The sequence below is a fragment of the Bradyrhizobium sp. UFLA05-112 genome (assembly GCF_053572325.1).
In genome coordinates this window covers 14,276-28,977 of record NZ_JBANBK010000069.1, presented here as the reverse complement: position 1 = coordinate 28,977, position 14,702 = coordinate 14,276, and the positions used below count along the sequence as shown (strand labels likewise).

General features: G+C 65.3%; 14 protein-coding genes. 4 read left to right on the top strand and 10 right to left on the bottom strand.

From position 1 onward, the window contains the following. Positions 1-5: 5 nt before the first annotated feature. Both SO180_RS31185 and gloB read right to left on the bottom strand, forming a co-directional pair. Complete coding sequence (locus tag SO180_RS31185) at positions 6-428, bottom strand: cupin domain-containing protein (RefSeq protein WP_449382665.1); 423 nt, start codon at positions 426-428, stop codon at positions 6-8. Between the two features lie 10 nt (positions 429-438). Continuing rightward, positions 439-1,206 carry a hydroxyacylglutathione hydrolase gene (gene gloB, locus SO180_RS31180; RefSeq protein ID WP_449382664.1) on the bottom strand — a complete coding sequence of 256 codons (768 nt, stop codon included), beginning with the start codon at positions 1,204-1,206 and terminating at the stop codon, positions 439-441. A 108-nt stretch (positions 1,207-1,314) separates the two neighbouring features. On the opposite strand from gloB, the gene SO180_RS31175 reads away from it, so the two are divergent. Further along, positions 1,315-2,058: a class I SAM-dependent methyltransferase gene (locus SO180_RS31175; RefSeq protein ID WP_449382663.1), complete on the top strand. Its 744-nt coding sequence runs from the start codon at positions 1,315-1,317 to the stop codon at positions 2,056-2,058. A 67-nt stretch (positions 2,059-2,125) separates the two neighbouring features. Here SO180_RS31175 and SO180_RS31170 read toward each other — a convergent pair whose 3' ends face one another. Both SO180_RS31170 and prmC read right to left on the bottom strand, forming a co-directional pair. After that, a complete protein-coding gene (locus tag SO180_RS31170; RefSeq protein ID WP_449382662.1) occupies positions 2,126-2,887 on the bottom strand; it encodes a DUF4167 domain-containing protein in 762 nt (253 codons plus the stop codon). A 483-nt stretch (positions 2,888-3,370) separates the two neighbouring features. Beyond that, positions 3,371-4,255: a peptide chain release factor N(5)-glutamine methyltransferase gene (gene prmC / locus SO180_RS31165; RefSeq protein ID WP_449382661.1), complete on the bottom strand. Its 885-nt coding sequence runs from the start codon at positions 4,253-4,255 to the stop codon at positions 3,371-3,373. 99 nt (positions 4,256-4,354) lie between these two features. Here prmC and SO180_RS31160 point away from each other — a divergent pair, with 99 nt between their 5' ends. Then, complete coding sequence (locus SO180_RS31160; RefSeq protein WP_449382660.1) at positions 4,355-4,780, top strand: HIT domain-containing protein; 426 nt, start codon at positions 4,355-4,357, stop codon at positions 4,778-4,780. Between the two features lie 14 nt (positions 4,781-4,794). Here SO180_RS31160 and SO180_RS31155 read toward each other — a convergent pair whose 3' ends face one another. From SO180_RS31155 to SO180_RS31140, 4 genes are all read right to left on the bottom strand, one after another. Further along, positions 4,795-5,493 carry an ABC transporter ATP-binding protein gene (locus SO180_RS31155; protein ID WP_449382659.1) on the bottom strand — a complete coding sequence of 233 codons (699 nt, stop codon included), beginning with the start codon at positions 5,491-5,493 and terminating at the stop codon, positions 4,795-4,797. Further along, positions 5,490-7,364 carry a branched-chain amino acid ABC transporter ATP-binding protein/permease gene (locus tag SO180_RS31150; protein WP_449382658.1) on the bottom strand — a complete coding sequence of 625 codons (1,875 nt, stop codon included), beginning with the start codon at positions 7,362-7,364 and terminating at the stop codon, positions 5,490-5,492. Before SO180_RS31150 ends, SO180_RS31155 begins: the two co-directional genes overlap by 4 nt. A gap of 11 nt (positions 7,365-7,375) precedes the next feature. Continuing rightward, positions 7,376-8,251 (bottom strand): branched-chain amino acid ABC transporter permease, encoded by an 876-nt coding sequence (locus SO180_RS31145; protein WP_449382657.1) that lies wholly within the window; start codon positions 8,249-8,251, stop codon positions 7,376-7,378. A gap of 105 nt (positions 8,252-8,356) precedes the next feature. Then, positions 8,357-9,703 (bottom strand): substrate-binding protein, encoded by a 1,347-nt coding sequence (locus tag SO180_RS31140; RefSeq protein ID WP_449382656.1) that lies wholly within the window; start codon positions 9,701-9,703, stop codon positions 8,357-8,359. Positions 9,704-10,036: 333 nt separating this feature from the next. Between SO180_RS31140 and SO180_RS31135 the strand changes: the two genes are divergently transcribed. Both SO180_RS31135 and SO180_RS31130 read left to right on the top strand, forming a co-directional pair. After that, positions 10,037-10,549: a hypothetical protein gene (locus SO180_RS31135; protein ID WP_449382655.1), complete on the top strand. Its 513-nt coding sequence runs from the start codon at positions 10,037-10,039 to the stop codon at positions 10,547-10,549. 117 nt (positions 10,550-10,666) lie between these two features. Beyond that, positions 10,667-11,125, top strand: a complete 459-nt coding sequence (locus SO180_RS31130; protein WP_449382654.1) for a MarR family winged helix-turn-helix transcriptional regulator — start codon at positions 10,667-10,669, stop codon at positions 11,123-11,125. Positions 11,126-11,221: 96 nt separating this feature from the next. Here SO180_RS31130 and prfA read toward each other — a convergent pair whose 3' ends face one another. Continuing rightward, complete coding sequence (gene prfA / locus SO180_RS31125) at positions 11,222-12,307, bottom strand: peptide chain release factor 1 (RefSeq protein ID WP_449382653.1); 1,086 nt, start codon at positions 12,305-12,307, stop codon at positions 11,222-11,224. Positions 12,308-12,363: 56 nt separating this feature from the next. Further along, positions 12,364-14,631, bottom strand: coding sequence for a phosphoenolpyruvate--protein phosphotransferase (gene ptsP / locus SO180_RS31120; RefSeq protein WP_449382652.1), 2,268 nt, complete (start codon positions 14,629-14,631; stop codon positions 12,364-12,366). Positions 14,632-14,702: the final 71 nt, after the last annotated feature.

Sequence of the window (14,702 nt, the reverse complement as noted above, 5' to 3'; positions counted from 1 at the left end):
CGCCTCTATGGCTCCCAGCCCTTCGGCGCGAGCTCGAACTTTGCGAACTCGAACGCGGGCGCCACTGTGCAGCCGACCAGAGTCCATTCGCCCGATGTCTCGGCCATCTGCCAGGCCTGCGCCGGCACGATCGCCTGCGGCCGCTCGCCGCCCAAGAGGTCCGTGCCGAGACGCACCTCGTGCTGCGTGCAGCCTTCATGTGCGATGCGCAGCGTCAACGGGCTTCCGGCATAGTAGTGCCAGGTCTCGACCGCATCGATTCGATGCCAGTGCGAGCGCTCGCCGCGTGCGAGCAGGAAATAGATCAGGGTTGAGCGCGACCGCCCGTTGGTGTCAGTGCTCTGATCGCGAAACGTCTCGCGGTAGTGTCCGCCTTCGGGATGGGGTCGCAGTTCAAGGCGCGCGATGATCTCGGCAGCGGTCGACATTACTCCCCCGTCAGGACTTGTTCTTGCGTTCGCGCAACTCGCCGAACACGATGGCGCCATCAGCGCCCTTCATGTGTAGCTTGGCTGCAACCGCGGGGTCATCGGCGCGCAGGAACACATTTGCTCGCTTCTCATCACCAAGCAGTGAGGGGATGGTGGGCTTGTTCTCGGCGCGGAGTTTTGCAACTTCCGCCGCGCGGGCCTGGAGTGCCGGATTGTCGGGCTCGATAGTGAGTGCGAACTTGACGTTGGAGGCGGTGTATTCGTGGCCGCAATAGAGCTTGAAGTCGTCGGGCAGCGCCCGCAGCTTCAGGAGCGAATCCCACATCATCGGGTAGTTGCCCTCGAACACGCGCCCGCAGCCGATCGAGAACAGCGTGTCGGCGGCGAACACCGTCTTCTCCGCGTCGAACACGTAGGAAATATGGTCGAGTGTATGACCGGGCGTTTCCAGCACGCGCGCAAGCAGGCTGCCGACCTTGATGACGTCGGCATTGACGACACGCAAATCGACATTGGCGATTTTCGTCGTCTTGTCATGCGGCGCGACGACGCGGCAATTATATTTCTGCTTCAGCTCAGCGACGCCGCCGACATGGTCGCCATGGTGATGGGTGATCAGGATGTCGGTGAGCGTCCAACCCTCGCGCTCCAGCGCCTTCAGGATCGGCCCGGCTTCCGGCGCGTCGATCGAGGCGGTTGCCTTGGTTTCCGTATCGTGGATCAGATAACCGAAATTGTCGTTTAAACAGGTGAAAGTACGAATTTCGGCGGCCATGATATCTCCATCGCGCTCAGCCCCGGCAAACAGATATGGCGTTAACGTTGCGCAGGCAATGCAATATTCCGCGCGCCCAGGCCGCCGGGCACATGTTACATTGCGCTCATGAGCATCGATGTCATTGATCTGCGTGACTTCTATTCGCGCCGCCTCGGGATCGTGGCGCGGCAATTGATCAATCGCGCGATCAGGGAACGCTGGCCGAAGGCGGAGGGGCAGCGAGTCCTCGGTATCGGCTATCCCACCCCCTATCTCGGCCTGTTCCGCGAGGACGCCGAGCGCTGCATCGCCTTCATGCCGGCGGCCCAGGGCGTCTTGAAATGGCCGACGGGGCGGCCCGCGCTGGCCTCTCTGGTCGATGAGTTCTCGCTGCCGTTGCAGGATGCCGCGGTCGACCGCATCCTGCTCGTCCATGCGCTCGAGATCTGCGACGACCCGGCGGCGCTGCTGCGCGAGGTGTGGCGGGTGCTGGCGCCATCGGGCCGCGTCATTGCGATTATCCCGAACCGGCGCGGGGTGTGGACGCGCACCGAGAACACGCCGTTCGGCCATGGTCGGCCGTATTCGCGCGCACAGATCACCGACCTGTTGCGCCAGACCTGGTTCACCCCGACCGCCTGGGGCGAGGCGTTGTTCATGCCGCCCTATGCCGGCGGCTGGCTGTTGAAGTCGGCGCTGATGTGGGAGCGCGCGGGCGCCTCGCTGTCGTTGCCGTTCGCCGGCGTGCACATCGTGGAAGCGACCAAGCAGGTCTATCGCGTGATCCCGGCGAAGCGGGAACGCGCGCGGCTGATCCCCTCGCTCAAGCCCGTGCTGGTGCCGTCCTCGACGACGGTGACGCGGAGCTGACGGCAGAACGCCCCGGCGAGCCGGGGCGTTCTTCATGTCGGATAAATCGAAGCGGGCTTTTGCGGCTTTATTCGCCGGGAGCGAGATCGTCGCTCGAGGCGGCCGGTGCTGCCTCGCGTTCGGGGCGCGGGCCATGCGGCCGGCGGCGCCGCCGCGGATAGCGCTCACCGCCACCGCCGCCGCCTTCGAAGCCGCCGCCCTGGCCGCCATTGACCTGCGGTTGTGCGCCGGTGATGAAGGAGGGCAGGCGATCGACGCTGCCGGCATCCGCAATCACCGGCTGCGGCTGGTTCTGCGGTTGCGGCTGGGGCTGATATTGCGGCTGCGGACGGTGGTCGCGCTCGCGATGCTCGCGCGGCTGCTGCTGGTCGCGCTGATAAGGCTGGCCCTCGCCACGCTGGTGATCACGCTGATGGTCGCGCTCGCGGGTATAGGGCTGCTGCTGCTGCTGGGGCTGCGGGACGAAGCCGGGCTCCTGGCCGAAATTGGAGAAGGTCTCGCCATCGTCATCGCTGTCGTCGCTGACGACGACCTCTTCACCGCCGCGCGGCTGCTGCTGGTTCTGGCGGAATTGCTCCTGAGCTGCGGCAATCAGGCGGAAATAATGTTCGGCGTGCTGATAGTAGTTCTCGGCTGCCACGGGGTCTCCAGAGGAGCGCGCGTCGCGCGCGAGCTGGAGATATTTCTCGGCGATGTGCGAGGCGGTACCGCGGATCTTGATGTCGGGTCCGTTGGACTCGTAAACCCGGGTCATCGGGTTCTGGCCGCGCCGGTTATTGTTGTTGTTATTCCGGTTGCGCATCCGCTGCTTGTTCTGACCGTTTCTCATGTCCTGCCTTTAATTCCAGCCCTTGAAAAGTTCGTACGCGTTACTGCTGTTGAGAGTGACCTAAATTGCTGCGGCGCAGGTTTGGCACGCGCGCCGCGCGCGGCTCGAATCCCTGCCCACGTCCCGACCAAGGTTCCTGCCGATGTCGTTGACCATCGCGTTCAACAAAGACGCGTTCCCACCCGCCGACGCCCATCGCCGGCGAACCCATTCATTCTGCCTGCCGAAACAAGCCCTGGTTTCTTGCGTAAATCTTCAAGCGCAATATCAGGCTTTCGTTCACTTTGCGGTCGGAAAGCAGCGCAGCTCCACGGGCCATCGCGCTTAACAGGACCTGCGGCTTGGAACCTTCAATCCAGTGCAGCTCTCGCCTTGAGAGCCCGGCTTTCGCCCGTAGGTCTACGGGGCCGGCACCGATGTTTGACCGGAACGTAGTCGTTCCCACGGGATATTCCAAGAGGTTTTTGTAGTCCAATCGGGCTTTTATGGGGGCATTTTTCGGGCCGACACGGCCCTTAAGATGCCCGCCAGATCAGCCTTGGGTGGCCTCTCCACTCCTAACGCCGCAGCTGCCATCAAGGTTTCAATGCCGCGAGCCTGACCTTGTCCGGCCTCCACCACCAGCGCTCCGCCCGGGGCCAGAAGCTGAGCGGCCTGCGGTATCAGGGCGCGGTAGGCGTCGAAGCCGTCATTGCCGCCGTCGAGCGCGAGGCGCGGATCAAAGTCGCGGACCTCGACGCTCAAATTGGCGATGTCGCCCGAGGGAACGTAGGGCGGGTTCGACACGATCAGGTCGAAGGGACCCGCGAGCGCAGCCGCGTAGTAGCAGGCGACGAAGGCGGAACGGTCGGCGAGGCCAAGTGCTGCGGCGTTACTCTTTGCGGTGCCGAGCGCGGTCAGGCTGACATCGGTGCCGACACCGAACGCATCCGGAATCTCATGCAGCAGCGCAAGCAGGATCGCGCCCGAGCCCACGCCGATATCGGCGATCCGTGGCGGCCTTCCGGATACCGGACCTTCGCGAAAAATCTCCAGCGCCAGCTCGACGACGGTCTCGGTGTCCGGCCGTGGCACCAGCGTTGCGTCCGAGAGCTGAAAGGTGAGGCCCCAAAATTCCTTGGCCCCGAGAATGCGCGCGACCGGTTCACCGACGAGGCGCCGCTGCGCGTATCGTTCGAGCTGCGAGGCCTCGGTCGCCGTGAGCGGCCGGTCTGCCTGCGTGATCAGCCCGGTCAGATCGAGGTCCAGCACAGCTCCGACGAGCAGACGCGCCTCGATCTCGGCCTCGCCGATGGCGGCCGATCTCAGCCGCGCCGCCAGGATGCGCCGCGTACTCTCGATGCTGCTTCCGGGAACGAAATCTGTCACCGCTGGACCATCCTGCCTCGCCACGTGGATAGGACGATGGCCATGCTTGCGTCAACGGAAGCGGTCGCGTTTGATCGGCGAAAATGCACGGTGACAGCCATGACGACCTATGACGTTCAGAATGTCTTCGCAAAGATTTTGCGCGACGAAATCCCCTGCCTCAAGGTCTACGAGAACGACCATGTGCTGGCCTTTCTCGACATCATGCCGCGCTCGCCCGGCCATACCCTGGTGATCCCCAAGGCGCCCGCGCGCGGCATCCTGGACATCGCCGAGGACGATCTCGCCGAGGTGGCACGTGCGGCCAAGCGGATCGCGATTGCGGCGATGAAGGCGTTCGGCGCCGAGGGCATCATCATCCAGCAATTCAGCGAGCCCGCGAGCGGGCAGGTGGTCATGCATCTGCACGTGCACGTCATGCCGGTCAGGGCAGGCGTCGAATTGCTGCCGCCGCAGACGCGACAGGAGGATGCCGCGGTGCTCGCCGAGCACGCCAGGCGGCTGATCGCCGCGCTCGGCGCTTGATCCGGCGCGGCGGATCAGACGCCGAGCCAGCGTTGCAGGAGCTGCGGCTGCGCCTTCAGCTCCTGCGCCGGGCCCTCGTGCACGATATGACCGTTGTTGATGATGTAGATGCGTTTGGCGAGCGCCAGCGTCGCCGCAAGATTCTGCTCGACCAGCACGATGGTCTGACCGGCCGCGGCGAGATCGCCGCATGCCTTGACGAGATCGCGGACGATCACGGGAGCGAGTCCTTCGAACGGTTCGTCCAGCAGGATGATCTTGGGATCGCGCACCAGCGCGCGTGCGATCGCCAGCATCTGCTGCTCGCCGCCAGAGAGCTCGTTGCCGCGATTGCCGCGCCGCTCCTTCAGCCGCGGAAACATCTCGTAGATGCGATCGAGCGGCCAGCGCTTTTCCGCGGTGAAGCCGGCAATGATGATATTCTCCTCGACGCTGAGGCTGCCGAAGATGCGGCGTTCCTCGTGGACGAGCTGCATGCCGGCCCGCGCGATCCTGTGGCTGCGGCGTCCGGCGATGTCGGTGCCGTCGAAGATCACGGTGCCGCTGCGCGGCCTCACCACGCCCATCAGGCTCTTCAACGTGGTGCTCTTGCCGGCGCCGTTGCGGCCGAGCAGCGCGACCACCTCGTGCCGCTCGACGCGCATGGCGACGTCGAACAGGATGTGGGAGTCTCCGTAATAGCTGTTCAGGCCGTTGACCTCGATCAGGCTCATGCAGCGATCTCTCCATGCACGCCGCCGAGATAGGCCTCCTGCACGGCGGCGTTGGTCCTGATTTCCTCCGGCGTGCCCTCGAGCAGCACGCGGCCCTCCTGCAGCACGGTGACCCGCTCGACCAGCTCGAACAGCGAATCCATGTCGTGGTCGATGATGATCATGGTGCGGTCGCGCGCGATCGCCTTGAGCAGACGGACGGTCTCGACCCTCTCGCGCGGGCTCATGCCCGCGAGTGGCTCGTCGAGCAGCAGCAGGCGGGGCGAGGTGGCGAGCGCCAGCCCGATCTCCAGCCGTCGCTTCTCGCCATAGGCGAGCTCGGCGACCGGAGTGTCGGCCCGCGCGGCCAGATTGACCAGCTGAAGCGTATGCTCCACCTGCTCGGTCAGCCCCCTCACGCTCGAAACCTTGCGGAACAGGTCGAGCCGGAATCTTCCGCGGAGCTTGGCAAGCGCCGCGATGGTCAGGTTCTGCCGCGCCGTCAGGCCAGCGAAGAGCTGGTTGACCTGATAGCTCTTGGTCAGCCCGAGCTGGCAGACGTCGGTGATGCGCTGTCCCGTGATGTCACGGCCCTCGAACACGATGCGGCCCGAGGTCGGCGCGATCTCGCAGGTCAGCATCTTGAAGAAGGTCGACTTGCCGGCGCCGTTAGGACCGATGATGCCGCGCAGCTCGCCGTGATTGACGCTGAAGTCGATGTCGCTGTTGGCGACGAGGCCGCCATAGCGTTTGGTCAGGCCCGTGGCTTGAAGGATTGGACCCTGGCGGTGGTCGTATCTGGCGCCTGCCGGTGCAGCAACGAGCGGCGCTCGTTCCGCCATTTCGGCCTCCGCGGCCCGCCAGTCTGCTTCGACGGGCGCTTCCTCCGCCGGAGCCGTGGCCCGCTCGCCCGTGACGAGGCCGTAGAGATCGATGAGGCCACCGACGATACCGCCGCGCAGGAAACAGACCAAAGCCACGAAGACGACGCCCAGCACGAGCTTCCAGGCGGCACCTAACCCCATCGCGGCCTGCAGGAAATCCTGGAGGAACAGCCAGACGGCGGCGCCGACCAGCGGTCCGAACAGCGTGCCGCGGCCGCCGATCGCGGTCTGCATCACGAGCTGGCCGGAGGTGTCGAACGTAAAGGCGTCAGGCGGCATGAAGGCTTGCAGCACGCCGAGCAGCCCGCCGGCAAAGCCGGCATAGGCTGCGGCAATCACGAAGGCGGTCAGCTTGTAGCCGTGGATGTTGTGGCCGACCGCGGTGGCACGCAGCGGATTGTCGCGGATCGCGCTGAAGATCGCGCCGACCGGCGAGCGCACGATCCTGAGCGCGATCACGATGCCGATGAAGTAGCAGAGGGCGATGAACTGATAGAGCGACCAGCCATTGGTGAAGTGCAGCGTGACGAAGCCGAGATCGAAGCTAGGTGTCGGCACGCCCGGCAGGCCGTTCTCGCCGCCGGTGAAGTCGGCCAGCGGATTGAACTCGACGAAGAAGAACACTTCCGCGATCGCCACCGTGATCATGGCGAAGTAGATGCCGGTGCGGCGTAGCGCAATCAATCCGATCAGGTAGCCGGTCGCAGCCGCGGCGATCATGCCGATGATCAGCGCGCCCAGCACGTTGCCGAAGCCGGCGCGTGTCAGAAGCCAGGCGGCGACGAAGCCGCCGGTGCCGTAGAAGGCGGACTGGCCGAACGACAGCAGCCCGGTGAAGCCGAACAGGATGTCGAAGCCGAGGCCGAACAGGCCCCAGACCAGGATCCGGTTCACCGTGTTCGGCGCAAAGCCAAGATGGGGCAGCACGACCGGCGCGACGATCAGGCCGACCGCCGTCAGGATCTCGATCAGATAGGGAAGCTGCCGGGACTTCGCTTGCTTGGGCATCAGAGCATTACTCATTCGCGCCCCTGCACGCCGAGCAAGCCATGCGGTCGCACCACGAGCACGAGCGTCATCGCAGCAAACAGCATCACATAGGCATAGCCGGGGTTGAACATGGAGGTGACGCTGATGATCTCGCCGGCGATCAGGCCGCCCAGAATAGCGCCCGGAAACGAGCCGACGCCGCCGATCACCACCACCACGAAGGTCTCGACCAAAATGTCGTCGCCGACGCCCGGTGTCAGCGACACCACCGGCGCGTTGATGATGCCGGCAAATCCGGCGGCCATCGCGCCGATGCCGAACACGACCATGAAGACGCGGTAGACGTCGATGCCGAGCGAATCCACCATCACGGAATCCTCGATGCCGGCGCGCACGATCATGCCGAGCCGGGTCCGGTAGAGCACCAGGAACAGCGCGCCGAGCGCGATCGCGACGATGCCGACCACGGCGAGGCGATAGGTCGGATAGAACATGAAGCCGAGATTGGTGATGCCCTGGAACAACGGTGGGGGCGGGACGATCTGCGACTGGCTGGAAAAGATCAGCCGCACGATCTCGACGAAGCAGATGCCGAGGCCAAAGGTGACGAGAAGCTGGTCTTCATGCGGTCGCTGGTAGAAATGCCGGATGATCACCCGTTCCATCGCGACCCCGAGCAGCATCACGAACAGCGAACCGGCGATGACGGCGATGACGAACGAGTGGGTGTACTCAAAGGCGACGAAGCCGGCGTAGCCGCCGATCATGAACATCGCGCCATGCGCGAGGTTCAACACGCCGAGCGTGCCGTAGATGATGGTGAGGCCTGAGCTGATCAGCGCGAGCAGCGCGCCGAGCGCGAGCCCGTTGAAGAGCTGGGAGATGAGATTGGGCCAACTGATCATGAATGCGTCTTGATTCCGTGTCATGCGGACCGACGCGCCGATCCGCAAAAGGCTGACGCCGCAGGCGTGGCAACTGCCTGCGGCGTCACAGGGGTCAACCCAGGCTCACGAGTATTCGCCGAGATGGCAGCCGAACGCGTCCGGCTTCTGCATCAGCCCGTCGCCGGGGACGATCTCGACGACGTCGTAGTAGTCCTCCTTGTTCTTCATGTCCTTTTCCATCTTGCCCTTGACGATGATGACAGGACGGACGCACTGATGGTCTTCGGCGCGGTAGTGGACGTCACCGACGAAGGAGGGGATGGTCTCGCCCTTCTCATAGGCCTTGATGACATCAGGCGGATAGAAGCTGCCAGCCTCCTCGCACATGCGGGCCCAGTGCGCGAAGCTGATATACGCATTCTCCGCGCCCCATTCCGGCTTGTAGCCGTACTTCGCCGCGAAGGCGTCGTTGAACATCTTGGCAAGCGGGAACTTGTCCTCGATCGTCCACCAATAGTCGGTCGCGGCGTAGACGCCCTGCATCAGGCCGCCAGTCTCGCGCGCAATGAACGGCACCTGGTAGGGAATCACGAGCTTCATCCTGTCGAGCACGCCGAACTGCTTGGCTTGCTGGGTCGAGAGCACGGCATCGTGCCCCCAGTTGACGTTGATGAGCACGTCGGCGCCGGAGTTCGCGACGTTGAGCAGATATGAGGAATAGTCTGGCGCGCCGAGCGGCGCGACCTGGTTCGTGGCGGTCGTCCATCCCGCGCTTGCCAGGAAATCCTGCATCGACTTGGTCACGGTGTGCCCGTAGGTGTAGTCGGGCGTGAGGTAGGCCGCCTTCTTGTTCTTGCCGAAGGCTTTGACCATCACCGGGCCGATCGCGGCGGCCGCCGTCTGGCCGAAGAAATCCTGGCGGAAGCCGTAGCGGACGCAATCCTTGCCGGTGGTGTCGTTCGAGCCGGAGATGCCGCACACGAAGATCACCTTCTCGCGCTGGGCGAGCTTGTTCAGTGCGACCGCAACCGCGCTCGACGTGCCGCCGGTGATCATGATCGCCTTGTTCTCGCTGATGAAGCGCTGTTGCGCTTGCACCGCTTCGTTCGGCTTCGCTGCGGAATCCGCGACGCCGAATTTCAGCTCCTTGCCCAGCACGCCCTTGCTGGTCTTGGGCGAGATCTTCTTGATCAGATCATGCCCGCTATTGATGTGCTCGATCGCGAGCTGGTAGCCCTTCAATTCGTCCTCGCCCTGCACCGCATAGGTGCCGGTGCGCGGCACGGAGATGCCGATGAAGACAGAGGAACCCGAGGCGCCCGCCGGATAGGTGCCGAGCGCCGGCTTGTCCTCGGCGAGTGCGGGCATCGCCGGCAGCAGCGAGCCGCCGATGATGCCGGCGCTGCCTTGCAGCAAGCGTCGGCGCGAGAGTCTGGAATGCAGGCCGCGGCTGATGAAGCTGTCCGTCATGATCAAGTTCCTCCCGAGCATGGTTTGTTTGGGGCGTGACCGTTTGCCGCGCTCATCCGGTCCGACCGGCCGAGCGCGTCGTGTCACATCCCCGTGTAGCTCTTGCCGCAAGCATTGCTTGTGATGGCCCGCTGTCAATTTCGCCTTTCGTAGGACGACGAAAATTGTCTCGCAAAAACATATCGTATAACGATATATATTAGTCTTTATGAGTACGTGCTTCTGGGTTCGGCAGGCGAGATGACGCGGCAAACGAGAACGGCGAGGGCCAGGAAGCGGCGATCCTGGCCGCGGGAGTCGGGCCGGACTGCGGCCGACGGCGAGGGCCAGCGAATGATGCCGCAGGCGCTCGACGCGCTGCGCAACCCGGAGGCGCGCAACCGACCGGACGGCTGGCGCAGCTCGCCGGCCGGTCAGTCGAACCCGGCGCCTGGTCCGATGAAGACGCTGAGCGTCCGTGCCCAGAACGTGCTCAAGGAGCTTGCGGTCGAGCTGACGGGCGAGCAGCCGCCGAAGGGCAACTGGTCGCCGTCACGCGAGCTTCTGCTCGCGCTGACCGCCGAGCGTCTTGCGACCGCGCGCAATTGCGGTCCGCACACGACACGCGAGATCATCGCCTGGGCGCAGGGCTGCGGCGTCACGATCAAGCCGACGATCCACCCCGGCGGATCACTGTCGGAGATGTGGACGCGGCTGATCGCCAACGCCGCCTCCGGCGCTCTCACCAGCACCGAGATTGCCGGCGCGTTGCAGCGGTCGATCAGGCGCCGAAGCGTGCGTATCCCGATCGCGTTCCAGATCATCCTGGTAAAGATACTGCTCTCCAACTTCTCCAACTTCGAATAGGCCGGCGGATAGCTGTGCATCCGCGGTGCAGCCCGGTTGGTCCGCACCCGGCCGCTTGCTAGCCTTGACGCATCCGCTCCTGTCGGCGGGTGGTGAGATCGAGGCGGACGGCACGGCATGGTCCAACCGAAGAAGACGACAACGTCGGCGCGGCGCGCGAGTGCGGCGATGCGCGAGGCCGACTATCAGGCGCTGGCGCAATTCCGCTACCAGGTGCGAACCTTCCTGGCCTTCAGCGAGGCTGCCGCCCAGCGCGCCGGGCTGACGCCCCAACAGCACCAGGCGCTGCTCGCGATCAAGGGCTTTACCGGACCGGACGCCGCGACCATCAGCGACGTCGCGCGGTTCCTGCTGATCCGGCATCACACCGCGGTCGAGCTGATGGACCGGATGACGAAGCTGAAGCTGATCAGCCGGGTGGCCGATCCGCAGGATGCCAGGAAGGTCCGCCTCAAGCTGACGGCCAAGGGCGAACAGAAGCTGCGGGCGCTCTCAAAAATCCATCTCGAAGAGCTGCGCGCGGCAAGTCCGGCCTTGAGCAAGATCCTGCGATCGTTCCGCACCAAGGCGCGCTGACTGGTGGCGTCTGCTCCAGAGCAGGATGAGTTTGGTTGGATCGGAGCGAGCCGCGGATTTACCTCTCCCCCGCCGAGGAGAGGTGAGCCTCGCACTCTAGGCAGCGGCACCCTGCGCCGCGAGCTGGGCGGCCTGGTGCTCCGTGGTCAGCGCATCGATCAGCTCGCCCAGCGCTTCGCCCGCGATCACCTGCGGCAGCTTGTAGAGTGTCAGATTGATGCGGTGGTCGGTGACGCGTCCTTGCGGAAAATTGTAGGTGCGGATGCGCTCGCTGCGGTCGCCGGAGCCGACCTTTTCCTTGCGGTCGGCCGAGCGTGCCGCCTCGACGCGCTGGCGCTCGGCATCGTAGATGCGCGAGCGCAGGATGTTCATCGCCGAGGCGCGATTCTTGTGCTGCGAACGGCTGTCCTGCATCATCACGACGATGCCGGTCGGAATATGGGTGATGCGGATCGCCGATTCCGTCTTGTTGACGTGCTGGCCGCCGGCGCCCTGCGCGCGCATGGTCTCGATGCGCAGATCCTCGTTCTTGACGTCGACGTCGACATCCTCGACCTCCGGCAGCACGGCGACCGTGGCCGCCGAGGTGTGGATGCGGCCTTGCGTCTCGGTGTCGGGCACGCGCTGCACGCGGTGCACGCCGGATTCGAACTTCAGCTTGGAGAATGCGCCGCGGCCCTGCACCTCGGCGATGATTTCCTTGTAGCCGCCGACGGTGCCCTCGCTCGCCGAGATGACCTCGACCTTCCAGCCCTGCAGGCCGGCAAAACGCTCATACATCCGGAACAGGTCGCCGGCGAACAGCGAGGCCTCGTCGCCGCCGGTGCCGGCGCGGATTTCCAGCATCACGTTGCGGTCGTCCATGGCGTCCTTGGGCAACAGCGCCACGCGGATCTTCTGCACGAGATCTTCGATTCTGAGCGAGAGCTCGTCGCGCTCGGTCTCCGCCATGCCGCGCATCTCGGCATCGGTCGCGGGATCGGCGATCAGCGCCTCGGTGTCGGCGAGCTCCTTTACCGCAGACCGATAGGTCTTCACCGCGTCGATCAGCGGGCTGATCTCGGCGAGCTCGCGCGTGACCTGCACATAGCGCTCGGAGGAGAGCTGGCCGAGCGTTTCGGCCTCGAGAGAGGCATGATGCGCAAGGAGGACGTCCAGTTTGGCTTCGGGGAGTGACGACATCGATCAAGTCTCAGGTGCAAAAAGGGGCGAGGCGGGACGGCTTTCGGACCGGCCCGCTACAACGACAGCCCTTCGGCCTCGGCAAATTGCGTCAGCTTCTGCCGGATCGAGACGGTGCCGGTCGGCGCGTCCAGGAGCGGATCGAGCATCGCGCCGGCCTTCTTGGCATCGAGCTCGAGGACCATCGCCTTCACCGGCCCGAGCGCGGTCGCCGACAGTGACAGCGAGCGGTAGCCCATCGCGATCAGCGCCAGCGCGCCGATCGGCTTGGATGCCATCTCGCCGCACAGCGAGACTGACTTCTCCGCAGCTTTGGACTTGCGCACGATCTCGCGCAGCACGCGCAGGATCGGTGCCGACATGGTGTCGAAGCGCTCCGAAACCTTGGCGTTGCCGCGATCGACCGCGAACAGGAACTGGAACAAGTCGTTGGAGCCGACCGAGATGAAGTCGACCTTCTTCAGAAGCTCGTCGAGCTGGTAGAGCAGCGCAGGCACCTCGACCATGGTGCCGATGTCGATGCGCTCCGGCAGCGTATGGCCGTGCTGGCGCAAATATGTCAGCTCGCGCTCGACCAGCGCCTTTGCCGAATCGAATTCGCCGACCTCCGAGATCATCGGGAACATCACGCGGATCGCGCGGCCGCCGCCTGCGCGCAAGAGCGCGCGGATCTGGCCGCGCAGCAGGCCGGGGCGATCGAGGCCAAGCCGGATCGCGCGCCAGCCGAGCGCGGGATTTTCCTCGATCACCGCCTCCATATAGGGCAGCGCCTTGTCGCCGCCGATGTCGAGGGTGCGGAAGGTGACGGGCTTGGTGCCCGCGGCATCGAGCACGGTGCGGTAGAGCGCGAGCTGGTCGCTGGTGCGCGGCAGGCTCTGGCCGACCATGAATTGCAGCTCGGTGCGGAACAGGCCGATACCGGCGCTGCCGGTGTCGTCGATATGCGGCAGGTCGATCGCAAGACCCGCGTTGATCATCAGCTCCACCGCCTCGCCATCCTTGGTCACGCAAGGACGGTCGCGCAGCGCCAGGTACTGCGCCTGGCGGCGCGCGCGGAAGCGCACGCGCTCCGCATAGGCCGCCTCGATCTCCTGCGAAGGCCGTACGTAGATCGAGCCCGAGGTGCCGTCGACGATGATGGCGTCGCCGGGATCGGCGATACCCGGCGCGTTCGGCACCTCGCCGACCGCGGGGATGCCGAGCGCGCGCGCCACGATCGAGACGTGCGAGTTGGCGGTGCCTTCCTCCAGCACGATGCCGCGCAGCCGCTTGCGGTCGTAGTCGAGCAGCGCCGCCGGTCCCATCGCGCGGGCGATGACGATGGCGTTGTCAGGCAGTTGCTCGCGGGACGGCGCGTGGTCCTGGCCGACGAGCTGGCGCATCAGGCGGTAGCCGAGATCTTCGAGATCGTGCAGGCGGTCGCGCAAATAGGGATCGGTGGAGCGCAGCATGCGCGCGCGGGTGTCCGACTGCACGCGCTCGACCGCGGCTTCCGCGGTAAGGCCGGTCGCGACCGCCTCGTGCAGCTTGTGCGACCAGCCCTGGTCGTTGGCGAACATGCGGTAGGCTTCCAGGACGTCGCGGTGCTCGCCGCCCTCGGCGACGTCGCCGCGCTCGAGCATGCGGTCGAGGTCGGAGCGCAGCTTGGCGAGCGCGGTGTCGAGCCGCTTGATTTCCTTCGGCAGGTCCTCGGCGATGTAGTCCTTGATGACGACGCGCGGCTCGTGCAGCACGACGTGTCCGAGCGCTATGCCCTCCGACAGGATCGCGCCCACCTTTTGCGCGGAATGGCGTGCGGCCGGCTCGAGGCCGGGCTGGGCGAGCGCGGACAATTCGCCCGAGGCGATCAGCTCCGCCAACACCATGGCGGTGGTCTGGAGCGCCTCCAGCTCCTCCTCGACATAATTGCGCTTGGCGCGGTTCTGCACCACCAGCACGCCGAGCGTATTGCCGGCGCGCAGGATCGGCACGCCGAGGAAGGAGTGGTAGATCTCTTCGCCGGTTTCCGGGCGGAACGAGAAGGCCGGGTGGCTCTGGGCGTCGCTGAGGTTGAGGGGGGTCGCCTCGCTGGCGACGAGGCCGACCAGGCCCTCATGGGCGCTCAGCACGGTATGGTGCACGGCCTCGCGGTTGAGGCCTTCGGTGGCGTAGAGCTCGAGGGTGTTGTCGACGCGCAGCACATAGACCGAGCACACTTCGGCCACCATGTTGGCGGCGATCAGCACCACGATCTTGTCCAGCCGCTCCTGGGCCGAGACCTGCTCCGCCATGGTTTCGCGGAGCCGTCTCAACAAGACGCGGGGACCTCCCGACGCGCTCCGCATGTGCCGTCAATCTCCTTCATCTGCCTGGCCCGGCGGGGTAGCCGGCGGCTGGCCCAAAACTCCAGAAAAAC